At 37.4% G+C, this 22,003-nt stretch carries 19 protein-coding genes and 2 pseudogenes; 14 read left to right on the top strand and 7 right to left on the bottom strand.

Annotation, left to right across the window (positions count from 1 at the left end; translation table 11 throughout):
• Positions 1 to 4 precede the first annotated feature (4 nt).
• The 5 genes and pseudogenes from sabA to DYI00_RS02980 all read left to right on the top strand — a co-directional run bounded on the left by sabA (position 5) and on the right by DYI00_RS02980 (position 6,174).
• Positions 5 to 1,874, top strand: a pseudogene (gene sabA, locus DYI00_RS08395) (Hop family adhesin SabA/HopD).
• Between the two features lie 198 nt (positions 1,875 to 2,072).
• Entirely contained in the window at positions 2,073 to 3,794 is a 1,722-nt protein-coding gene (locus DYI00_RS02995) for a DNA polymerase III subunit gamma/tau (RefSeq protein ID WP_104687537.1), read from the top strand.
• Complete coding sequence (gene tsaE / locus DYI00_RS02990) at positions 3,791 to 4,192, top strand: tRNA (adenosine(37)-N6)-threonylcarbamoyltransferase complex ATPase subunit type 1 TsaE (RefSeq protein WP_011577826.1); 402 nt, start codon at positions 3,791 to 3,793, stop codon at positions 4,190 to 4,192. The genes DYI00_RS02995 and tsaE overlap by 4 nt, the downstream gene beginning before the upstream one ends.
• Before the next feature lie 12 nt (positions 4,193 to 4,204).
• Positions 4,205 to 4,927 (top strand): LPS export ABC transporter ATP-binding protein, encoded by a 723-nt coding sequence (gene lptB, locus DYI00_RS02985; RefSeq protein WP_011577825.1) that lies wholly within the window; start codon positions 4,205 to 4,207, stop codon positions 4,925 to 4,927.
• A 2-nt stretch (positions 4,928 to 4,929) separates the two neighbouring features.
• Positions 4,930 to 6,174, top strand: a complete 1,245-nt coding sequence (locus DYI00_RS02980) for an RNA polymerase factor sigma-54 (protein WP_104709267.1) — start codon at positions 4,930 to 4,932, stop codon at positions 6,172 to 6,174.
• Positions 6,175 to 6,265: 91 nt separating this feature from the next.
• On the opposite strand, the pseudogene DYI00_RS08390 reads toward DYI00_RS02980, so the two are convergent.
• From DYI00_RS08390 to DYI00_RS02950, 6 genes and pseudogenes are all read right to left on the bottom strand, one after another.
• Positions 6,266 to 6,874: pseudogene (locus DYI00_RS08390) on the bottom strand (Fic family protein); the annotation flags it as partial.
• A gap of 36 nt (positions 6,875 to 6,910) precedes the next feature.
• A complete protein-coding gene (locus tag DYI00_RS02970; protein ID WP_011577820.1) occupies positions 6,911 to 8,155 on the bottom strand; it encodes an HD domain-containing protein in 1,245 nt (414 codons plus the stop codon).
• 71 nt (positions 8,156 to 8,226) lie between these two features.
• Entirely contained in the window at positions 8,227 to 9,129 is a 903-nt protein-coding gene (locus DYI00_RS02965) for an SAM hydrolase/SAM-dependent halogenase family protein (RefSeq protein ID WP_104687536.1), read from the bottom strand.
• Between the two features lie 159 nt (positions 9,130 to 9,288).
• A complete protein-coding gene (locus DYI00_RS02960; protein WP_011577818.1) occupies positions 9,289 to 9,633 on the bottom strand; it encodes a hypothetical protein in 345 nt (114 codons plus the stop codon).
• Between the two features lie 20 nt (positions 9,634 to 9,653).
• Positions 9,654 to 10,580, bottom strand: coding sequence for a 16S rRNA (cytosine(1402)-N(4))-methyltransferase RsmH (gene rsmH / locus DYI00_RS02955; RefSeq protein ID WP_011577817.1), 927 nt, complete (start codon positions 10,578 to 10,580; stop codon positions 9,654 to 9,656).
• A gap of 79 nt (positions 10,581 to 10,659) precedes the next feature.
• Entirely contained in the window at positions 10,660 to 11,481 is an 822-nt protein-coding gene (locus tag DYI00_RS02950; RefSeq protein WP_158652400.1) for an outer membrane protein, read from the bottom strand.
• Between the two features lie 178 nt (positions 11,482 to 11,659).
• On the opposite strand from DYI00_RS02950, the gene uvrA reads away from it, so the two are divergent.
• A complete protein-coding gene (gene uvrA, locus DYI00_RS02945) occupies positions 11,660 to 14,485 on the top strand; it encodes an excinuclease ABC subunit UvrA (RefSeq protein ID WP_011577815.1) in 2,826 nt (941 codons plus the stop codon).
• 50 nt (positions 14,486 to 14,535) lie between these two features.
• Here uvrA and DYI00_RS02940 read toward each other — a convergent pair whose 3' ends face one another.
• Positions 14,536 to 15,156, bottom strand: a complete 621-nt coding sequence (locus DYI00_RS02940) for a M48 family metallopeptidase (protein WP_011577814.1) — start codon at positions 15,154 to 15,156, stop codon at positions 14,536 to 14,538.
• Positions 15,157 to 15,235: 79 nt separating this feature from the next.
• Between DYI00_RS02940 and DYI00_RS02935 the strand changes: the two genes are divergently transcribed.
• The 8 genes from DYI00_RS02935 (at position 15,236) to DYI00_RS02900 (ending at position 21,957) form a co-directional block, all read left to right on the top strand.
• On the top strand, positions 15,236 to 16,081 hold the full coding sequence (locus tag DYI00_RS02935) for a glycosyltransferase family 25 protein (RefSeq protein ID WP_011577813.1): 846 nt from the start codon (positions 15,236 to 15,238) through the stop codon (positions 16,079 to 16,081).
• A 79-nt stretch (positions 16,082 to 16,160) separates the two neighbouring features.
• Positions 16,161 to 17,195: a bifunctional 3,4-dihydroxy-2-butanone 4-phosphate synthase/GTP cyclohydrolase II gene (locus DYI00_RS02930; protein WP_104709268.1), complete on the top strand. Its 1,035-nt coding sequence runs from the start codon at positions 16,161 to 16,163 to the stop codon at positions 17,193 to 17,195.
• Positions 17,196 to 17,279: 84 nt separating this feature from the next.
• Positions 17,280 to 18,095, top strand: a complete 816-nt coding sequence (locus tag DYI00_RS02925; protein WP_011577811.1) for a DUF3943 domain-containing protein — start codon at positions 17,280 to 17,282, stop codon at positions 18,093 to 18,095.
• A gap of 10 nt (positions 18,096 to 18,105) precedes the next feature.
• Positions 18,106 to 18,552, top strand: a complete 447-nt coding sequence (locus DYI00_RS08385; RefSeq protein ID WP_011577810.1) for a hypothetical protein — start codon at positions 18,106 to 18,108, stop codon at positions 18,550 to 18,552.
• A gap of 61 nt (positions 18,553 to 18,613) precedes the next feature.
• Positions 18,614 to 18,982, top strand: coding sequence for a hypothetical protein (locus DYI00_RS02915; RefSeq protein ID WP_231899491.1), 369 nt, complete (start codon positions 18,614 to 18,616; stop codon positions 18,980 to 18,982).
• Positions 18,983 to 19,574: 592 nt separating this feature from the next.
• Positions 19,575 to 20,153, top strand: a complete 579-nt coding sequence (gene ribA / locus DYI00_RS02910; protein WP_011577809.1) for a GTP cyclohydrolase II — start codon at positions 19,575 to 19,577, stop codon at positions 20,151 to 20,153.
• Between the two features lie 155 nt (positions 20,154 to 20,308).
• Positions 20,309 to 21,091 (top strand): HpaA family protein, encoded by a 783-nt coding sequence (locus DYI00_RS02905; RefSeq protein ID WP_011577808.1) that lies wholly within the window; start codon positions 20,309 to 20,311, stop codon positions 21,089 to 21,091.
• A 32-nt stretch (positions 21,092 to 21,123) separates the two neighbouring features.
• The gene (locus DYI00_RS02900; protein WP_011577807.1) at positions 21,124 to 21,957 is read left to right on the top strand and encodes an outer membrane protein; all 834 of its coding nucleotides are present in this window, start codon (positions 21,124 to 21,126) and stop codon (positions 21,955 to 21,957) included.
• Positions 21,958 to 22,003 lie beyond the last annotated feature (46 nt).

Genomic DNA, 22,003 nt, shown 5'->3' with positions numbered 1-22,003 from the left:
TTCAATGAAAAAACGATTTTTACTTTCTTTATCCCTATTAGCGTCATTACTGAGCACTGAAGACAACGGCTTTTTTCGGCGTGAGTTAGCAAATCGGTGAAGTGGCACAAATGGTGAAAAACACCGGCGAATTGAAAAACTTGAACGACAAATACGAGTAATTAAACTCATCTTTAGCCCAAGTGGTTGCCTTAAGGCAAAGCATCTAGAATGCGAACAACTGTGAATTGGTCAAATCCTCTATATCTAATTTGTAAGCTTTTGCGAATAACGACTCCACTAACAAAGATTTATCGCCCATTTATAGCAACACGCAAGCCGTTCTCACTTCTATACTAGCTTTTGGTTGCTTTATGCGGAGAACTACCTTACTTTTAATATAGGGAATCAATACACCAATAATGCCATGGGCGATCCCCAAGCATACAGGTGCAATCGCACAGATCCTAATCCTAAAAATTGCATGCCTATAGCGACTTATAACGAAATGAAAAATCTTGCCGAAAAGCTCCAAAAAACTCAAGGCATTCTTTGCGCTCTATCCGGATGCCCTAGCAACCAAGCCGATCAAACAAAACAAGGCGCGACTATAAGCGAAGCCCTTGAAACCGCACAAAAGCTTATGGATTTGATCCACAAAACCAACACCAACATGAATTGGGGGAATATCACTATCAAGGGGCTTTCAAAACTGGCCGTCGCTTATGGAGGCGGTAAAGTGGGCGGGCACCTAGAAAACCATGTGATCTATGAAGGCAACATAATCTCCAATAACCCCATAATCTCTTATGTAGTGTTTCAAAACATTTACAAAATGCTCACCCTTTTGCAAGAAGCACTCAAACTCTCTCAAAACAACACCGCTAATTCAAACACCTTGCAAGCTCAAGCTACCGTGTGATAAAAACAACCATATCATTTGCAAGAGATATTTATACTTTCGCTCAAAACCAAAAAACGATCCTTTCTAACGCTCAAAGCATTTTCAACCTCTTTTTAATTCCATCCCCAAAAATGAGTTTGAATATTTACAAAAAGCTTATTTGAAACAGCCCTTTTTAGGCACGACTCCCAATCCCAATGATATCCCTTTCAAAGGGAATGTCAATCTAAACGCTGAAATTAATGCGATCCAAAAGAATGTGAGAAATTTCTCAACTCGCGTACAACAAGCTCAACACAAAAGACATTATCTTGCCCCATGAAAAGTCTAACGCCCCTAAAGCAGGAAAATACGAATATAGGATCAATCAAGTGCAACAATCCCAACTCTCTTTAGCACTAGAGTTTATAAGCCGTAACCCTTTTAAAAATATCGGCATGATTAACTCTCAAAACAATAACGGCATCTTAAATAGTATTGGCGTTCAAATAGGCTATAAGCAATTTTTTTGGCGAAAATAAACGATGGGGTGCTAGATATTATGGCTTTGTTGATTACAACCATGGCTTTATTAAATCCAAATTTTTTAACTCCAACTCTGATGTTTGGATTATGGGGTAGGGAGCGATTTATTGGTGAATTTCATCAACGATAAGGAGCTTAAAAAAGTAAGATTCCTTTTGGACTTTTTGGCGGTATCGCATTCGCTGGCACGACATGGCTTAATTCTCAGCATGTGAATCTAACGACTTTTAACAATACTTATAGTGCTAAAGTGCATAATTCCAATTTCCAGTTCTTAATCAATTTAGGTTTAAGGACTAACCTCGCTACCGCCAAAAAGAGATATGATGCGCATTCTGCACAACATGGCATGGAATTAGGCGTGAAGATCCCTACCATCAACACGAATTATTATTCTTTTGTGGGCACTCAATTGCAATACCGCAGGCTTTATAGCGTGTATCTCAATTATGTGTTTGCTTACTAAACCTTTCTTTTTTCTTTAAACCCTCTTTTTAACTTCCTCTTTTGTGGGGTATTGCGTTTAAAAATGCTTTTAGGGTTTTTAAAATTTTATTACCACCAACAAAGCTTTTTATTTTATTTTTAATAGAGAGAGACTTTGGGAGTTTTAAGTCATTTTACATTACAATACCCCTAAACAAATTTAAGGATTAAAACCAATATGCAAGTTTTAGCGTTAAAATACCGCCCCAAACATTTTAGCGAGCTAGTCGGACAAGAGAGCGTGGCTAAAACGCTTTCTTTAGCCTTAGACAACCAGCGTTTGGCTAACGCTTATTTATTCAGTGGGTTAAGAGGTTCGGGTAAAACAAGCTCTTCTAGGATTTTTGCAAGGGCTTTAATGTGTGAAGCAGGGCCAAAAGCCATGCCTTGTGATACTTGCATCCAATGCCAGAGCGCTTTAAATAACCACCATATAGATATTATAGAAATGGATGGGGCGTCTAATAGGGGGATTGATGATGTCCGTAATCTCATAGAGCAAACCCGCTACAAACCAAGCTTTGGGCGCTATAAAATCTTTATTATTGATGAAGTGCATATGTTCACTACCGAAGCATTTAACGCGCTTTTAAAGACTTTAGAAGAGCCTCCTAGCCATGTGAAATTCCTTTTAGCGACAACGGACGCTTTGAAGTTACCCACTACCATACTCAGTCGCACCCAGCATTTTAGGTTTAAAAAAATCCCTGAAAATTCTGTTATTTCTCATTTAAAAACCATTTTAGAAAAAGAACAAGTGTATTATGAAGAGAGCGCGTTAGAAAAACTAGCTCACAGCGGTCAAGGGAGCTTGAGAGACACGCTCACCCTTTTAGAGCAAGCCATCAACTATTGCGATAACGCTATCACAGAAAGCAAAGTGGCTGAAATGTTAGGGGCGATTGACAGAAGCGTTTTGGAAGATTTTTTTCAAAGCTTAATCAACCAAGATGAAGCTAAATTGCAAGAGCGTTATGAAATTTTAGAAAATTATGAAACCGAGGGCGTTTTAGAAGAAATGATGCTTTTTTTGAAAGCGAAGTTGTTAAGCCCTGATACTTATTCAATCCTTTTGATAGAGCGCTTTTTTAAAATCATTATGAGCGCTTTGAGCCTTTTAAAAGAGGGAGCAAATTCTGGTTTTGTGCTACTATTATTGAAAATGAAATTTAAAGAAGCTTTGAAACTCAAAGCATTAGATGATGCGATTTTAGAATTGGAGCAAACAAAAGAAAGTGCTTTGAAACCTTTAAATCAAAACGCTAACGCCATCCAACAAGAAAACCAAACACTAAAAACCCCACCACTAAAAACCCCAATAGTGGAGGCCCCACAAACGCCAATGCTTTCAGCTAAAGATCGTATTTTCTACAACCTTTTTAAACAAGTCCAAAAATTGATTTATGAGCGCAACTACGAGTTAGGGGCTGTGTTTGAAAAAAATATCCGTTTCATTGATTTTGATAGCCACACTAAAACTTTGACTTGGGAGTCTTTAGCGGTTGATAAAGATAAGGAGCTTTTAAGAGAGTGTTTTAAAATCGTGAAAAATATCGTTGATAGCGTTTTTGGCAAGGGTGAAAGTATCAAAATCGCTTTAAACAATCATTTAGAAAATAAAAACGCTCCACTAGAAGAGATTAAAGAGTTTAAAATCTCTTCCTTAAGGGAAAAAATCTTACCCAAACCAACCACAGAAACGATGCCAACGGCTGAAATTGAAAAAAAAGAAGTGGTTGAAAAAAAAACAAAAGAAAACAAGAATAAAGAGAATAAAGAGAATAAAGAGAATAAACAACAAGAAGCCCCCACAGAATTGCAAGAATTTTTGGTCAATAACTCTGATCTTATTGAAGAAATTAAGGGCGAGTTTGAAATCAAAAGCGTGGAATTGTTATGAGAGCGAATTTAGACGAATTAGACAAAGTGGCTGTTGCAATTTTAAAAGATGATTTTAGGGGGGTGGTGTTTTTAAAAGGTGTTGTAGGGAGCGGTAAAACGACTTTAGTTCAAGCGTGCTTGAAACATTTGGGTTTAGACATTCAAGCGACTTCGCCCACCTTTAGCGTGATGCATGCTTATAGCGAGAGCGTGTTCCATTATGATTTTTACATGCGCGATTTAGAGGCTTGTTTGGAGCTTGGCATGTTAGAGTGTTTGTTAGAAAAAGGGATCCATTTTGTGGAATGGGGCGATGAAAAATTAGAAAAAATTTTAAAAAAATACGATTTAGCTATTAAGGTTGTAGAAATCAAAACAAAATCAAATAGCCGTTTTTATACAATAAAGATCGCTTGAAAGGTCGCTTGAATGGATATTTTAAAAGCAGAGCATTTAAACAAACAAATCAAAAAAACCAAAATTGTTTCAGATGTTTCTTTAGAGGTTAAAAGTGGCGAAGTGGTGGGGCTTTTAGGGCCTAATGGGGCGGGTAAAACCACCACCTTTTACATGATATGCGGGCTTTTAGAGCCTAGTGGGGGGAGCGTTTATTTAAACGATGTGGATTTAGCCAAATACTCCTTGCACAAGCGATCTAATTTAGGCATAGGCTACTTACCTCAAGAATCTAGCATTTTCAAAGAATTGAGCGTGGAAGAGAATTTAGCCCTAGCAGGGGAGACTACTTTTAAAAACTCTAAAGAGAGCGAAGAAAAAATGGAAAGTTTGCTTGATGCTTTCAATATCCAAGCCATAAGAGAACGCAAAGGCATGAGCTTGAGTGGGGGAGAAAGGAGGCGCGTAGAAATCGCTAGAGCTTTAATGAAAAACCCTAAATTCGTGTTACTAGATGAGCCTTTTGCGGGCGTGGATCCGATCGCAGTGATTGATATTCAAAAGATTATTGAAAGCTTGATTGAATTAAACATTGGCGTCTTGATCACTGATCATAATGTGCGAGAGACTTTGAGTGTATGCCATAGGGCGTATGTGATTAAAAGTGGCACGCTTCTAGCGAGTGGGAACGCTAATGAAATTTATGAAAACGCTTTGGTGCGTAAATATTATTTAGGGGAAAATTTTAAGGTGTGAATATGGCGGTTTTACGTGCAAACCTTAGCCCTAAAAACAAGTTAAACGCTACTTTAAAAGGGTGGCTACCTATTTTACAAAGCGAGCTTGAAGATTTAGAAGAAGTTTTAAAACAAAATGCCCTAGATAACCCCTTAATCAAAATTGAAAACAAACGCATTAAAAGCTTTAGCGATCGTTTTAACACTAAAAGTAGTAGCGATCATTTAGAAAATTTAACGATCGCATCAAAAAGCCTTTTTGAGACTTTAAAAGATCAAATCATTCCCCCCCTTTTTCCCACTGAAACTTCTCAAAAAATCGCTATGGATATTATCAATGGGTTAAATAATGAGGGGTATTTTGAAGAAAATGTTGAAGAAAGGGCTAAAATTTTAGGGGTAGAGAGCGAAATTTATGAGAAAGTGCACAAGCGTTTTAGTTACCTTAATCCAGCTGGTATTGGAGCTAGAGATGTGAAAGAGAGCTTTTTATTTCAGCTAGAGAGTAGGGAATTAGACAATAACGAGCTTTATGAAGAAACGCGAAAAATTATTTTGCATTTAGAAAAACACCATGAATTTTCTAAAGATTTTTATTATGAAAAGGCTTTAAAAATTTTAAAATCCTTTAAAAACCCTCCAGCTATTGAGTTTTTAGAAAAAGAAATAGAAGTCATTCCTGAGCTTTTTATTATGGAAGTGGATAATGAAATCATCGTTCGTTTGAATGATGAGAGCTATCCGACGATTAGTTTGGAAGAAAAGCGTTTTAAGAATAGCGATTATTTGAAAGATAAATTAAAAGAGGCTAAAGATTTGATTGACGCTTTAAATTTAAGGAAAGCCACGATTTATAAAATCGGACTCATGCTTTTGGAGTATCAATACGATTTTTTTAAAGGAAAGGAATTGCGCCCTTTAAAATTATTGGATTTAGCCAATGAGTTTAACCACTCTGTAAGCACGATTTCAAGGGCAATTTCTAATAAATATTTAGCATGCGAGAGAGGGGTTTTCCCTATTAAGCATTTCTTTAGCATCGCTTTAGACAATAGCGAGACTTCAAACGCCGTGATTAAAGACTACCTTTTAGAATTGATTAAAAACGAAGACAAAAAAGAGCCTTTGAGCGACGCTAAGATTTTAGAACTCATTGAAGAAAAATTCCACTTGAAAATGGTAAGAAGAACGATCACCAAATACCGCCAATTACTCAATATCGCTTCATCAAGCGAAAGGAAAAAGCTCTATTTGATGCACGCTTGAAATCTTAAAACATGATTTAGGGTTTAATTATTTGTCTTTCTTTAAAGATAGCAGTATATCGTTTTATTTTTTCTAACTCTATTTTTTGTCAATCCTTAATAATGCCGACTAAAGCGTTAGCATCTTGTTCTCTCATAGCATTCATGTATTCGCTGTATTCGCTTCTAGCAGTTACTTCGATCACAAAAAGGGCGTTAAATTGTATTGTATCGTTTGGTAAAACATCAAGGCTCTCCCTGTGCGTCCGTTGCCATCGCTAAAAGGGTGGATTTCTTCAAATTCTATGTGGTGTTCTGCTATCTTTTTTAATTTTTCTTCGTTGCTTAATTTTAACGCCAAGTCATTTTGTATTTTTAAACACAAATCATTAATTCTAGGTTGCACCATAGCTGGACTTGCAGTAGGTTTTTTAGCCCCTATGATTTCATTATAAGTGTTTTTAAATTTTCCAAAATCAGGCAAGGTATTACGCATTAAAACAGAATGAAAATGACAGATCAAATGTTCATCTATATCCCTATTTCTCTCTAAAAACTCTAAAATAAAGGGAATAAAGTTGCGATAATTTTCTATCTCATGCACTTCATATAAGCTTACAGACTTACAGATTCAATAGGGGTCTTTTTCTATCTATGAGAATGCTTATCGTATCGCCCAAGGTCAAGCTATTGCCTTCCATAGCGGAGTTATGGTATGCCATGTGAATCGTTAAATTCTAGTAATTCGTTATAGTTCATTACTTAAAATCTCTAAACAACTTCCCTAAATCCACATCAAGTATTTGAGCGTGGGATCGCAATTTTAAAAGATTTTCTGCCCCTTTGATTAAATCGCTACTAGAAATGCCATGAGAAAGAGAGATTTTAGCTTCTAAAAACGCGCTCAAATGATCGCACACCTTTAAAAGCTCCCCACAAACTCCAAAATACGCATCGCTATTGTAAAGCGTAAATAATTCTTTAGCGTTTTTGGTGAAAATGATTTGATGGGACTTGTCTTTATAGCGGTTTTTGAACTCGTTTTCGGTGAAATATTTTAAATCTTCTTGAACACCCAAAGAAACAAAAGAATAGACCTTGTTTTGCATTTCCTTTTTTTCAATCTCTTTAATACAATAATCAAGCCCTGCAACACTTTGTTTAATAGGCGTGATAATGTCTCTAGTTAGAATCTCGGGTAAGTCATGGAAAAGCCCACCCAAAAAATGATTGATCCGCATGCTTTTACAAGCTTTTAAATCAAAACTCAATAAATACCCCATAAGCGCCACGCATAAGGTATGCCCTAAAACGCTCGTTTGTGGCACCCGTGGGGTTTGGCTCCAGCGCTTTTGGAAACGCAACTGCCCAAACATGCTCACCAATTTTTTCAAATCTTCTTTTTCCCCAAAAAGCCCTTCAAACAAATGCTCGTTATTGTGGAGTTGCTTATCAATCTTTTCTTTAATTTCTTTCACGCTATACATGCTGGGGTTAAAATGATAAATAATATCAAACTCCCATTTAGACGCATAAAAATGTGCACTCTCTAAAATTTGAGTTTCTAAAATTTGGGGTTTGTGGCTTAAATACTCTTCTAATTCTTGCAAAGAAAAATACGCACCAATTTCATCTTGCAAATTTTTGGCGACATAGGAGGCTAATTCCTTGCTATGGGTTTGTTGGAGGGCGTAAAAAATAGGAGGTTTAATATCGGTTAAAACCAAGCGCTCCAAAAATTCAAAGCAAAAATACTTGATTAAAAGATCCAAATCTAAATCTCTACCCCTATCTTTTAAATCTTTAGCGAGCAAATAGGCGATCATCGCCTTATGAGCTTGTTTGTCTAATTCCACCAAATCCAAAGGGCATGCTTGGTCATTCCAACGCCTAATGGACGCACCCACAAACACACGCCTTAAAAATTTTATTTGGAGTTTAGGGGTTCTTAGGGGTTTGAAAGGGCTGAAAGAATTAACCCTTACTGGATGCGCACCATACATGATTGTCCTTCTACGATCTCGTATTTAGCTGTTGGGGTGTTTCACGCCCCTTAATTTTTCTAAAAAACGCTTTACTTAGCACACTTCTTCGCTTCAATATTCCAGTCAGCACCAGATTTAATTTGGTGTTTTTGTGCGAAATTATCCATATTCAGCGCTACGGAAACATTCAACAAGCTGTTAAGATAGACCAAGGGCTGACCTTTTGGCACACCGCCAAAGCTTGCAACATACGGCATTTTCCCTTCGTATTTTTTCTTAGAACCTTTAAAAATAGTTACACACAGCGTGTCATTGAGTTTGATCCCTGCTTGATTTAATAATTTGTCGCTGATATTGCTCCAAACATTGCCGTATTGAATATCCAAAATTGGGATATTGCCTTTCACCTCCCCTTTTGCCGCTTTCGCTTTTTGATAAGGGAGTTCGACAACTTTTGTGGGAAGTTTTGGTCCAACCTGCTCAAATGTGATCGCCCCAGAAGCCAAGTGCGCACCGGTGTAAGCATACACATCACGACCATGGAAAGTGTAGGATTTTTCAGAACCTTTCAAGCGGTTAGCTTTTTCATCAATTTCTCGCACGCTATCAATACCCAAAGTTTGTGCCACTAAAGTCAGCGTACCGTTATCCGGCGAGACAAAATACTGATTGTTTTTAGTTTTCAGCACCACCGATTTACGCTTAGTGCCTACGCCCGGATCAACCACGCTCACAAATACCGAACCCTCTGGCCAATAACTAGCGGTTTGATACAAGCGGTAAGCACCTTCCCAGATGTTATACGGAGGGATTTCGTGCGTTAAATCAAAGATCTTAAGGTTATGATCAACGCTGAATGCAACGCCTTTCATTGCTGAGACGGCCCCATCTTTCAAGCTAAAATCTGTTTGTAAAATCAAAGCGTTATCAGCATAAACGGATGATGACCCTATATGCACTACTAAAAACAACGCTAAAATCGTTTTTCTCATGGTTACTCCTTGATTAACTTTTATGGGCTTTTAGCCTTTTGATTATACCATATTGAGAGGGTGTGTTTTCTAAAATCAAGGGTTTAAAAGGGTTTTGTATTTCAAGTAGAAAACAAATTTTAAAAATAAGCACTTGTTTTAGGGGCTATTTACTATTAGTTAAAACGCAATATTGCCCACTTTTTCGTTGTTTTGGATGTAGTGTTTAAAGTGCTCTTTTTCCAGTCGGTCTTTTAAGACTTGCTGTTCTTCTATAAGTAGGCGTTTTCGATCTTCTAGGGCGTTGAGTTTGCGACTGATATAATAAATATTGTTGCTCAAATAGATTTTTGGCACTAACAAAGCTAAAAACGCACCCCCAAAAACCAGCACCCCTATTAAAGCCGTTAAAGAAAGCCCATGCTCTTCTTTGGGTGCTATTGTATCAAATAGGGCGTTTTTTTCGCCCTCTTCAATACGCATCAAATGATCTTTTTGGTGGTTTAAAGCGTTTTCGGTGTTCATGTTTTCTGTATGGTGGCTTTCTATGGTTTGAATTGAAACACTCTCATTTTAGCGCTTCGTGAACGCCTATTGTGTTTGATTTCTTCTAGGCTTGGAGTGATGGGTTTTTTGGTTAAAATTTCGCCTAAAGCGTGGTTATTGGAGCAAGTGCATTTAAAATTTAAGGCATCGCAAATGCAATTTTTAGCGTAATTTTTAAAAGCGTTTTTCACTAACGCGTCTTCTAAAGAATGGAAAGAAATCACGCACAAGATCGCCCCCTTAAGCTTCATGGCGTCTTGTAAAAACTCTTTTAATTCTTCTAATTCGCGATTGACTTCTATGCGGATAGCTTGAAACACTAAGGTGGCTGGGTGGATTTTTTTATTTTTAGAAAGAGAACTTAAAAAATCGCTCAAATCCTTAGCGTCTTTAAAGGGTTTTTTCGCACGCCTTTCTACGATGTGGTGGGCGATTTTTTTGTATTCTTTGATTGCACCATAGTCTTTGAAGATTTTTTCTAAAGCCACTATGCAGTAAGAATTGATGACTTTTTGAGCGTTTAATTCGCTCTCTAAATCCATGCGCATATCCAAAGCGTGCGAGTGGAAATTAAACCCTCTATTATCATCATCAAGTTGCAAGGAGCTCACTCCTAAATCCACTAAAACCCCTTTAATTTGCTCACCATGCGTTTCTAGGGCTTCTTTAAAGCGTTTGGCAAACCCTCCGCTCAAAATATGATAACACCCTTCAAAGGCCTTCAATCGTTCTTTAGCGATTTCTTGAGCGTGCTTGTCTTTATCAATGCCAATGAGTTTTAGGTGGGGTTTTTGAGATAGAAGGGCTTTAGAATGCCCTCCTAACCCTAAAGTGCAATCTATAAAAACCCCTTTTTCTAAAGGGGCGAACGCTTGCAAAACTTCTTGCAATAAAACGCTTTTATGCAGATTTTCTATTTCTTGCAAAAAACCCCTTTGAATTGGTTTGAGTGGTTAAATTTACAGAATTAGCCCTAAAAAAGGGCTTAAAGAGAGCCTAAAAAACTTAAAAAGTGTAGTTATACCCTAAATAGAGCGAATAATCGCGCTTCAAATGGTAATAAAGATTAGTAGCGTTAGGACCAGCACTCAAAAACTTGTTGATGAGTAGGGGCACTCGCACGCCAAATTCCACGCCGTTATGCTTGTAAATGTTAGTCCTTACGCCAAAATTCAACCACACTTGAAAATCCACGGTGGAAGTGTTGGTGCTATAAGGGGCGTTAGGGTTGCAATAATCCATGTTGCAAACATTAGGACCTTTGGCTTTTCTGATTTGATCTTTCCAATAATTCGCTGCAGAGCTTTTCCATGTATTACCACCGATAGCGACGCCGCCAAAAAGCCCAAAAGAAGCGTTGTCTTTGTCAATAATGTTGGCTAGTAAATCGCTCCCCACACCCCAAGAAACCATATCCAATTGGATTTTATTGGGTGCATAAACTTGTTTGCCTAAATCAGCATGCCCATAATCAAAAAGCCCATAAACCCTAAAACCAAACCACTTGCTCGTCATGTCCAACGACTTGAATTGGAAAAATTTTTTATAGCCCATATTCAGCCCAAAACCATTCAAAGCCCCATTGGCGTATTTGGCATGCCAATTGATATTCGTGCCTCCTGGATTTACCTTATTGGCGGTAAGACCTGGGGGGCAACCCACCACGCTCCCTCTACAATCGCCGGTGTTATAAATATTGCTATTCAAACGAGCTTGACCAATCTGGTAATTAGTCCCCATATAAAAGCCATCGCCCTCAGCCAATAACGAAGAGCTTAAAACCGATGACAGAAGCCCTAAAGCTGCAAACTTTTTCATAAATTCCATTCCTTTACATTCCTATCTTTAAAATTTTCTCGCAAAATAATAGCATGTTTATCCTTAATTCAAGCAAGTATTTTAACGCTTATAAACAAGAAATGGTAATAAAACCATTCTTTTTGAAGTATAATAGCTCCTTTATAATCTACACTCTTTCATAATTTAAGGAAATTTAAGGAAACTCTTGCGAGATAAAACCATTATGGATAAAATCATTATTCAAGGGGCTAGGGAAAATAATCTCAAAAATATTTCTTTAGAAATCCCCAAAAACCAATTTGTTGTTTTTACCGGATTGAGCGGATCGGGTAAATCCACTTTGGCGTTTGACACTTTATACGCTGAAGGGCAAAGGCGCTATTTAGAGAGTTTGTCTAGCTATGCAAGGCAATTTTTAGACAAAGTGGGTAAGCCTAATGTGGATAAGATTGAAGGGCTAACCCCTGCGATCGCCATCGATCAAAAGACCACTTCTAAAAACCCTAGATCCACTGTAGGGACGATCACTGAAATTTATGATTATTTAAGGTTGTTGTTTGCAAGGGTTGGGGAGCAATTTTGCCCCACATGTTTAGAGCCTATTACCTCTATGAATGCGAGCGATATTATTTCTCAAATCTGTCATTTAGAAGAAAATTCTAAAATCATTATTCTAGCCCCTATCATTAAGGATAAAAAAGGTGCATTTAGTGATAAATTAGAGAGCTTGCGTTTAAAGGGGTATGTGAGGGCTTTTGTTGATGGGGTGATGGTGCGTTTAGATGAAGAAATCCATTTACACAAAACCAAAAAACACACCATTGAAGCGGTGGTGGATAGGGTGGTTGTCAATAGTGAAAACGCTTCACGGATCGCTAGTGCGGTAGAAAAAGCCCTTAAAGAGAGCTATGGGGAATTAGAAGTGGAAATCTTACAAGACAATGCACCAAGTATTAGGAAGCATTACAGCGAGCATAAGGCATGCTTTAAGTGTAAGATGAGTTTTGAAGAATTAGAGCCTTTGAGTTTTTCATTCAATTCGCCTAAAGGGGCGTGCGAGAGCTGTTTGGGTTTGGGGACAAAATTTAGCTTAGATGTTAGTAAGATTTTGGATCCTAACACGCCTTTAAATCAAGGGGCGATCAAGGTGATTTTTGGGTATAACCGCAATTATTACGCTCAAATGTTTGAAGGCTTTTGTGTGCACAATGGCATTGACACCACGCTTTGTTTCAATGAATTGAATAAAGAGCAACAAGACGCTCTTTTGTATGGGAATGGCACTGAAATTAGCTTTCATTTTAAAAATAGCCCTTTAAAACGCCCCTGGAAAGGCATTATCCAAATCGCTTATGACATGTTTAAAGAGCAAAAGGATTTGAGCGATTACATGAGCGAAAAAACCTGTCCTTCGTGTAAGGGGCATCGTTTGAAAGCGTCAAGTTTAAGCGTTCAAGTCGCTGGCTTGAAAATGGCGGATTTTTTAAATAAACCTATTGAAGAAGTCTATCACTTTTTTAATAATCCTACACATTTCAGTTATCTTAACGAGCAAGAAAAAAAGATCGCTGATCCTATTTTAAAAGAAATTTTAGAAAGGGTGTTTTTTTTATACGATGTGGGGCTAGGGTATTTGACTTTAGGGAGGGATGCGCGAACGATTAGCGGAGGAGAGAGTCAAAGAATACGAATCGCTAGTCAAATAGGGAGTGGTTTGACAGGGGTTTTATATGTTTTAGATGAACCTAGCATTGGCTTGCATGAAAAAGATACGCTCAAACTCATTAACACCCTTAGGAATTTACAAAAAAAGGGGAACACGCTCATTGTCGTAGAACATGATAAAGAGACGATTAAACATGCGGATTTTATTGTAGATATTGGGCCAAAGGCTGGAAGGCATGGGGGCGAAGTGGTCTTTAGTGGGAGCGTGAAAGAATTATTACAAAATAACCATTCTACCGCCCTATATCTCAACGGCACTAAAAAGATCGAGCGGCCTAAATTTGAACTCCCTAAAGAAAGGCATTTTTTAGAAATTAAGAATGTCAATATCAATAACATTCAAAATTTAAGCGTTCAAATCCCCTTAAAACAATTAGTGTGCATTACTGGGGTGAGCGGGAGCGGTAAAAGCTCATTGATTTTACAAACCCTTTTACCTACGGCTCAAACCCTTTTAAACCATGCCAAAAAAGCTAAAAGCTTGAATGGGGTGGAGATTGTAGGTTTGGAGCATTTGGATAAAGTGATTTATTTAGATCAAGCCCCCATAGGCAAAACCCCACGAAGCAACCCTGCCACTTACACAGGAGTGATGGATGAAATTAGGATTTTATTTGCCGAGCAAAAAGAAGCTAAAATTTTAGGTTATAGTGCGAGCCGTTTTAGCTTTAATGTTAAGGGAGGGCGGTGTGAGAAATGCCAAGGCGATGGGGATATTAAAATAGAAATGCATTTCTTACCTAATGTGTTAGTCCAATGCGATAGCTGTAAGGGTGCTAAATACAACCCCCAAACTTTAGAAGTCAAGGTGAAAGGCAAATCCATTGCTGATGTGTTGAACATGAGCGTCGAAGAGGCTTATGAATTTTTTGCTAAATTCCCTAAAATCGCTGTGAAGTTAAAAACCCTTATAGATGTGGGATTAGGCTATATCACTTTAGGGCAAAACGCTACCACTTTAAGTGGGGGGGAGGCTCAAAGGATCAAATTGGCTAAAGAATTGAGTAAAAAAGACACAGGCAAAACCCTTTATATTTTAGACGAACCCACCACCGGTTTGCATTTTGAAGATGTGAATCACCTCTTACAAGTTTTGCATTCTTTAGTGGTGTTAGGCAATTCCATGCTAGTGATTGAGCATAATTTAGACATCATTAAAAACGCTGACTATATCATAGACATGGGGCCTGATGGGGGGGATAAGGGCGGAAGAGTCATTGCGAGCGGCACGCCTTTAGAAGTCGCAAAAAATTGCGAAAAAACCCAAAGCTATACTGGAAAATTTTTAGCTTTAGAGTTAAAATAGCTTTGCATAGGTTTTGTTTGTTTTTTAATTTTAATGGTTGTTTGAGATTTTTAGGGTTCTAGTTGCTTGAGAAGTTGGGAATAAAAAATAATATTTTGTTTTAAATGATTTCTTAGAGTTTGGTAATTGTGGCAAAAGGTTTCTACGCAACGCCAAAAATTTTTAGAATGGTTTTTGTGGATCGTGTGGGCGAGCTCATGAATGATGACATAATCAATTGCTTCTTTTTTAGCACCAATCAATAATAACGCAAAACTCAAGCGGTTATGATAAGAGCAACTCCCTAAAACTTTGGCGTTATTTCTAATATTAAAACCGGTGTATGCAGTTTGCATTTTTTGCGCGATTAAGGGGAGTTTTTGCTCCAAATAAGTTTTTAAAATTTTTTTAAGATCTTTTAGGGTGTAATCGTTAGCGTTTTTGATCTCATCAAAGATGAGGATTTTGTCTTTATAAGTTTGTAGATTAGCGTGTAGGGTAAGGTATTTTTCTTGCATAATTAAAAGGGTTTTTTTTAGCCAAATTTCTTGCTCTTTTAAAAAAGCATTCGCCCTAGCTTGAGAGCAAGAATAGGGCATTTTTAAAAACACTTCTAAAGAGGGCGTTACGCTCAAACTTAAGGTTTTAATTTTTTTACTTTTTTGAATGGTAATAGGAATATTGTCTAACATAATGTGCATTTTACTAAAATTTGCGCTAAAATGGGCTTATTTGATATTGATTTTATTTGCATTAAAGATTAAGGCAATCATGCGTGTTTTTATTATCCATTTAAGCCCAAAAACCTGTCGTAATTTTTCTTTAAAAGAAACCCATATCGCCCCCCTTTTAGAGAGCCTTAAACTTCAGGGGATCTCTTATGAAATCTTTGATGCGATCTATTCTAAAATCTCTCCCACTCAATTACACCCCTTGATTTTAGAGCATTTGCACCCTTCTTTTATGGTTGAAGATTTATTGGCTTTTTGTAAAGATAAAAAACACCCCCCTTGCATGTTAAAAAATTTCTTTTACGCGCTCAAGCATTGCGGGAAGAGGATGGGGTTTGGGGAGCTTGGGTGTTATGCGAGCCATTATTCATTGTGGCAAAAATGCGTAGAACTCAATGAAGCGGTTTGTATTTTAGAAGATGACATCACTTTAAAGGATAATTTTAAAGAGAGTTTGAAGTTTTGTTATCAACACATCAACGAATTAGGCTATATCCGTTTGATGCATTTAGAAGAGAATGTGGCTAAAAAAAAGACTTCCATTAAAGGGGTTTCTCAAATCTTAAATTTTAAAGATGGTATTGGCACTCAAGGGTATGTTTTAGCCCCAAAAGCTGCGCAAAAATTATTAAAATACAGTGCGAAAAAATGGGTTATGCCCATAGATTGCGTGATGGATAGGCATTATTGGCATGGGGTCAAAAACTATGTGTTAGAAGAATTTGCGATTTTTTGCGATGAAATGAACGCTCAAAATTCCAACACAGAAAAACAAAGGCCTAAAAAATTACCCTTAAGCATCAGGATAGGCCGCTCCTTACATAAAAGTGCAATTAAACAATGGAATATTTTGAAATTGTTTTTCCCTAACCAAATAATCAAGTAATAATCGTTATTAAACATGCTATATTTCTTATTTTTTAACACTCAATATTAATATTATTGAATGAAATTAGGGAGTTAGAATGGTTTTAAAACGAGTTATTGAAGCATTAGAAGCGTATAAAAATGGCGAAATGCTTATTGTCATGGACGATGAAGACAGAGAAAATGAGGGGGATTTGGTTTTAGCGGGGATTTTTTCTACCCCTGAAAAAATCAATTTCATGGCCACGCATGCTAGGGGGTTAATCTGTGTGTCTTTAACCAAAGATTTAGCGAAAAAATTTGAATTACCCCCTATGGTTAGCGTGAATGATTCTAATCATGAAACCGCTTTCACGGTATCTATTGACGCTAAAGAAGCCAAAACCGGGATTTCTGCTTTTGAAAGGCATTTAACGATTGAATTGCTTTGTAAAGACACGACTAGACCTAGCGATTTTGTGCGCCCGGGGCATATTTTCCCTTTGATCGCTAAAGATGGAGGCGTTTTAGCGCGCACAGGCCATACCGAAGCGAGCGTAGATTTATGCAAATTGGCTGGATTAAAACCGGTGAGCGTGATTTGTGAAATCATGAAAGAAGATGGCTCTATGGCGAGAAGAGAGGATAAATTTTTGAGCGATTTTGCCCTTAAACACAACCTTAAAACCCTTTATATCTCTGATTTGATTAGCTATCGTTTGGAAAATGAAAATTTGCTTAAAATGTTTTGTCAAGAAGAAAGAGAATTTTTAAAACACCAGACGCAATGCTACACTTTTTTAGACCACCAACAAAAAAACCACTACGCTTTTAAGTTTAAAGGCACAAAAGCCAATCATTTAGCCCCTTTAGTGCGTTTCCACCCTATTAAAGAGGATTTTGATTTTTTAACGACTGGTGCGTTTGATGTGTTTTTTAAAGCGTTAGAGTATTTGAAGCGCGAAGGAGGTTACTTGATTTTTATGAACACGCATGCGAGAGAAAACGAAGTGGTGAAAGATTTTGGGATTGGGGCGTTAGTGTTAAAAAATCTTGGAATAAAGGATTTTAGGCTTTTAAGCTCTTCTGAAGATAGGCATTATAAGGCTTTGAGCGGATTTGGACTTAAACTTACAGAAACGATTAGTCTTTAAGGCTTGTTGCATTTATTGAGTATACGGTGGTGTTTTTAAGATACAATACAATCTTTTAAGTTAAGTAGTAAAGTTTATAGGCTAATGAAAACCATCATAAAATTGGCGTTAATGCCATTAAGAGCGAGTTTAAAAGCATTCCAAAAGCTTTATATTGTTTGCGTGGTTGTTTGGGGGTTGGGTTGTGGTTTTTTAAACGCTAACAGCATCCAACTAGAAGAAACGCTCAGACGCCCCACTAAAAACCTCTCATGGCATTATTTTAAAAAGAAGTTTGAAAAGAGCAACACGATCCCTTATACCCCCAATAGCCGTTGGAAATATTTAGGCACGAGCATTGGGATTTTGGGTGCGTCGTTGGTGCTAGGGATTGTAGGGTTGTATTTCATGCCAGAGAGCGTGACGAACTGGGATAGAGAAAAGTTTGGCGTTAAAAGCTGGTTTGAAAATGTCCGCATGGGGCCAAAGCTCGATCATGATAGCTTTATTTTTAATGAAGTTTTGCACCCTTATTTTGGGGCTATGTATTATATGCAACCACGCATGGCTGGGTTTAGTTGGATGGCTTCGGCGTTTTTTTCTTTTATCACTTCTACATTTTTTTGGGAATATGGCTTGGAAGCGTTTGTGGAAGTGCCTAGCTGGCAGGATTTGGTGATCACGCCTTTACTAGGATCTATACTAGGGGAAGGGTTTTACCAGCTCACGCGCTATATCCAACGCAACGAGGGCAAGCTTTTTGGATCGTTATTTTTGGGGCGTTTGGTCATCGCGCTGATGGATCCTATTGGTTTTATTATTAGGGATTTAGGGCTTGGGGAAGCTTTAGGGATTTATAACACAAAGGAATTCCACTCTAGCTTAAGCCCCAATGGTTTGAACTTGACTTACAAATTTTAAAGGAGCATTTATGTCTAGCGATTTCAAAAACATTTTCATCGGTGCGGATAACAATAAACGCACTAGCCCTAACTTGAGCGATAACGAAAAAAACCATATTAATACAATTTCGTTATCATCTATTATTGATGCTAGCCTTCTCGCCTTAAGGAATACAAGGAAGCTAGAGCCAACTACCTTCTCTAAAATCTCTGTCAATCCTAATCGATCTCTATCGGCTCAACTAAACGAGTATGATAGGAAAAAGTCAGCGTTAAAGTATAGAGAGAACTACGGAATGAAAAATTTCAACATTACAAGCGGTAAAGTCAATCAAAGTCTCATCAATGCTATGAGAATTTACAAAATTAAACCGACTTTAAAAATGACCTTAAGTGGAGCGATGAATAACCCTAACTTAAAGGCGTTTGATGAGCTTACTGAAAAAGAAAAATACAGCATAACCGCTCCTTTCTAGGTTGTATAAACACCTGCTTAACGATGAGTGCGGGTGTCTTTCAGCTAACAGAGAGCTTAAATTGAGCTTGTGGCAAGATTATGGGTTTGACACAGCCATTGATATGATTGTGGATTATTATAGCGGATCTGTTGATGCTATCTTTTCTCAATACCTAATGAGCGAAGCAGAGAATGTTCAAAGAAACAAGGAATTGGAAGCGGATATTAAAAAGCTATACCCTAAAATCGGTTACCTTAAAGCCAATGGCGTTTATTTAGGGAGTAAAGAGCCTAGTTTCCTTATTTACGCTTTACAAGAGAGCGCGGATCTATTGACAACCATTAGAGGGTTTGGATACAAACACAAACAAGATAGCGTTTTGCATTCTAGGAACGAGAGAGCGTGGTTGTATTTCACTACCCCTTTAAAATTCGCGTTCTTTGAATAAAAGGGGTCAAAGGATTAAAGCCGCTAACCACACCAAATATGGACCAGAATTGAGAAATCCCTAACTCCCCCAAATTCTTAAAGAATTAATCAGAGACTTTTAAACACACCATAGCCTTGATGAAAAAGTCCTACAAAGCAGTGTCTGTTGGTAGCGTAACGATAAAGTCCATTAAAGCCAAGCTAGGGAATAACCATTGCCATAAAGTAAGCGCTAGCCATCAAATGGGGGTGTTAAAGTGGTCTCTAGGTTCAACACTAAAACCCCTTTTCATTAGACAGCGCGCTTAAAGCCAATCAATTTGATACTAGCACAGGGTATTGTTTTATAATGAACAAGACCTTTTAAGTCAGCTTATCAATCTTACCGCTAAATTGTCTCACAATATCTCATTAGCGGTAAGGCAAGTAGAAACTCAATCAAATCAAAAATGTATTGACTTCACAAATCTATAACGGAGCTTATCAGTTTAGGGGCGATGGGCAATAATGCTCTTGGTTTTTAGAATATTTTATTAATAAAAATTACAAAGAGTTTTGATAGAATACCTTTTTTTAAAAGATGTGTTTTTAAACTAATTTTAGGAGTATTCTTGAAGCGATTAGAAGTTTCTAACCAAGCCAAATTACCCACTCAATTTGGGGAGTTTTATATCCAGTGTTTTAGAGAAAAAAACTCTAATGGCTCTAAAGATCATTTGGTGATTTTCACCCTTGATTTTCCAGAAAATCCTTTAGTGCGTTTGCATTCAGAATGCTTAACCGGCGACGCTCTAGGCTCTCAAAAATGCGATTGTGGGGTGGCGTTGCAAATGGCGTTAGAAAGGATTTCTAAAGAAGGGGGGCTAGTGATTTATTTGCGCCAAGAAGGGCGTGGGATAGGGCTGTTTAATAAAGTCAATGCCTACGCTTTACAAGATAAGGGCTATGATACTATTCAAGCCAATGAAATGATAGGGTTTAAAGACGATGAAAGGGATTATGGTATTGCAGGTGAGATTTTAGAATACTACCGCATTAAAAAAATGCGCTTGCTCACAAATAACCCTAAAAAAATCGCCGCTTTAGAAAAATACGCTGAGGTTACAAGAGAGAGCTTGATCGTGTGCGCTAATGAGCATAATCAAGGGTATTTAGAAGTCAAAAAGCTCAAAATGGGGCATTTGCTATAAAAACCTTTTAAAGAGTTTTAAAGGCAATCCAAACGGCTAAAAAAGATCAATAATCTTTTGGCATGGCTTGTAAGCTTGAAAATGTTAGGGTAAAATAACTTTTTAATAAAAGCATGTCTGTTATTGATGGAAGTTAAATATTAAGGATAGAATTGATGGAAAAAAACCGCTGTTTTAAAAATTTTGCGTGGAAAAAATGTCTTTTAGGTACGAGTGTGGTGGCGTTACTAGTAGGGTGTAGTCCTAATATTATTGAAACCAATAATGTCGCTTTGAAATTGAATTACCAATCCACTAGAACTAAAATGCAAGCGTTAGATGAAAACATTTTGCTCTTAAAACCGGCTTTTCAGTATAGCGATAATGTGGCGAAAGAGTATGAAAACAAGTTCAAAAACCAGATTGCACTAAAGGTTGAAGAAATCTTGCAAAATCAAGGCTACAAGGTCATTAGCGTGGATAGTAGCGATAAAGACGATCTCTCTTTTGCACAGAAAAAAGAAGGGTATTTGACTCTTTCATTGAGTGGGGAGATTGTTTTACGACCGGATCCTAAAAGAACCACGCAGAAAAAATCGGAACCTGGGTTATTATTTTCCACCGGTTTGGACAAAATGCAAGGGGTTTTGATTTCAGCCGGTTTTATCAAGCTCACGATCATGGAGCCTATCAGTGGGGAAACTTTGGATTCTTTCACGATGGATTTGAGCGAGTTGGATATTCAAGAAAAATTCTTAAGAACCACCCATTCAAGCCATACTGGGGGGTTAGCGAGCACGATGGTTAAGGGCTTGGATAATTCTAATGACGCGATCAAGAGCGCTTTGAATAAGATGTTTGTGGATATTATGCAAAAAATAGACAAAAAACTCACTCAAGCGAATTTAGAATCTTACAAGCAAGACGCTAAAGAACTAAAAGGTAAAAGAAACCGATAAAAACAATCAAAAAAAGTTAAGTCAAAGAACGCTTGGAAAGGTTGCTTAAGAAGGGGGTTTCGGCGTTCTTTTTGGGTGCGAGTTTGAACGCTAATGATTGGACTTACACGATTGTCAAAAAAGAAGAATTAGGGCATAAGCGATTTTTAAAAAAGAAATGTTTGAAAAATACGGCACGCCACCCATGTTTTGCTAGACCCAAAAGGGCGAAGAGAAAACCTCTTAATTTAGATAAAAATTCCTACTATTATGGCACTAGCGTGGTGCAAATGTCATGGTTAGAGAGTAAAGAAACCTTTAAAAACCATTCAGAGTATAAAAATATTCCTTTTGCTGAAGTCAGTTTGATCTTTGGTTACAAGCATTTTTTCCCTAAAAAAGAGCACTATGGGTTTCGTTATTACGCTTTTTTGGATTACGCTTATGGGTTTTTGCCTAAAAGTAAAAGCGATTTCAAGGCGAGTTTGAGAGAGAGTTTGCAAATCCCTAAAAGCTATCAAAACAAATTGCAAAAAAAAGAGACTTTTATCAACACCCTTATTTATGGCATGGGGGCGGATATTGTATATAAAAGGGCTTTTGGGACGCTGATTTTAGGGGTAAATCTCGTGGGGGAAACCTGGTTTTATGAAACAAATATCTTTAAACAATGGGCTAAAAACCCTCTAAATACTTACCACCCCAACATGTTTCAAGTGATGTTAAATGCAGGGTATCGTTACCGCTTTTCAAGGCATAAAAACTGGGCAATAGAATTGGGCACACGCATCCCTTTTTTAATTAATCGTTATTTTAAGACCCCTTTATACTCCCTTTATTTTAAGCGTAACCTTTCGATTTATCTCACTTCAACTTATGATTTTTAGCCTAGTTTTTTAAAATCCTTTGAAAACTAGAATTAAAAGCGCTTTT

Origin of the sequence: Helicobacter acinonychis, assembly GCF_900461455.1 — a bacterium.
Classification (GTDB): domain Bacteria; phylum Campylobacterota; class Campylobacteria; order Campylobacterales; family Helicobacteraceae; genus Helicobacter; species Helicobacter acinonychis.
The sequence above is the reverse complement of the archived record's forward strand: the minus strand, read 5'-3'. Positions and strand labels throughout refer to the sequence as shown.

Bases quoted from the DNA above. Each gene is read 5' to 3' on its own strand.
- DYI00_RS02940 (WP_011577814.1), bottom strand. From the start codon at position 15,156: ATGTTAGACAATATTCCTATTACCATTCAAAAAAGTAAAAAAATTAAA.
- DYI00_RS02965 (WP_104687536.1), bottom strand. From the start codon at position 9,129: ATGAGAAAAACGATTTTAGCGTTGTTTTTAGTAGTGCATATAGGGTCA.
- DYI00_RS08385 (WP_011577810.1), top strand. From the start codon at position 18,106: ATGTCTAGCGATTTCAAAAACATTTTCATCGGTGCGGATAACAATAAA.
- lptB (WP_011577825.1), top strand. From the start codon at position 4,205: ATGGATATTTTAAAAGCAGAGCATTTAAACAAACAAATCAAAAAAACC.
- DYI00_RS02960 (WP_011577818.1), bottom strand. From the start codon at position 9,633: ATGAACACCGAAAACGCTTTAAACCACCAAAAAGATCATTTGATGCGT.
- DYI00_RS02905 (WP_011577808.1), top strand. From the start codon at position 20,309: ATGGAAAAAAACCGCTGTTTTAAAAATTTTGCGTGGAAAAAATGTCTT.
- DYI00_RS02995 (WP_104687537.1), top strand. From the start codon at position 2,073: ATGCAAGTTTTAGCGTTAAAATACCGCCCCAAACATTTTAGCGAGCTA.
- DYI00_RS02925 (WP_011577811.1), top strand. From the start codon at position 17,280: ATGAAAACCATCATAAAATTGGCGTTAATGCCATTAAGAGCGAGTTTA.
- DYI00_RS02950 (WP_158652400.1), bottom strand. From the start codon at position 11,481: ATGGAATTTATGAAAAAGTTTGCAGCTTTAGGGCTTCTGTCATCGGTT.
- DYI00_RS02980 (WP_104709267.1), top strand. From the start codon at position 4,930: ATGGCGGTTTTACGTGCAAACCTTAGCCCTAAAAACAAGTTAAACGCT.
- DYI00_RS02935 (WP_011577813.1), top strand. From the start codon at position 15,236: ATGCGTGTTTTTATTATCCATTTAAGCCCAAAAACCTGTCGTAATTTT.
- tsaE (WP_011577826.1), top strand. From the start codon at position 3,791: ATGAGAGCGAATTTAGACGAATTAGACAAAGTGGCTGTTGCAATTTTA.
- DYI00_RS02930 (WP_104709268.1), top strand. From the start codon at position 16,161: ATGGTTTTAAAACGAGTTATTGAAGCATTAGAAGCGTATAAAAATGGC.
- DYI00_RS02970 (WP_011577820.1), bottom strand. From the start codon at position 8,155: ATGTATGGTGCGCATCCAGTAAGGGTTAATTCTTTCAGCCCTTTCAAA.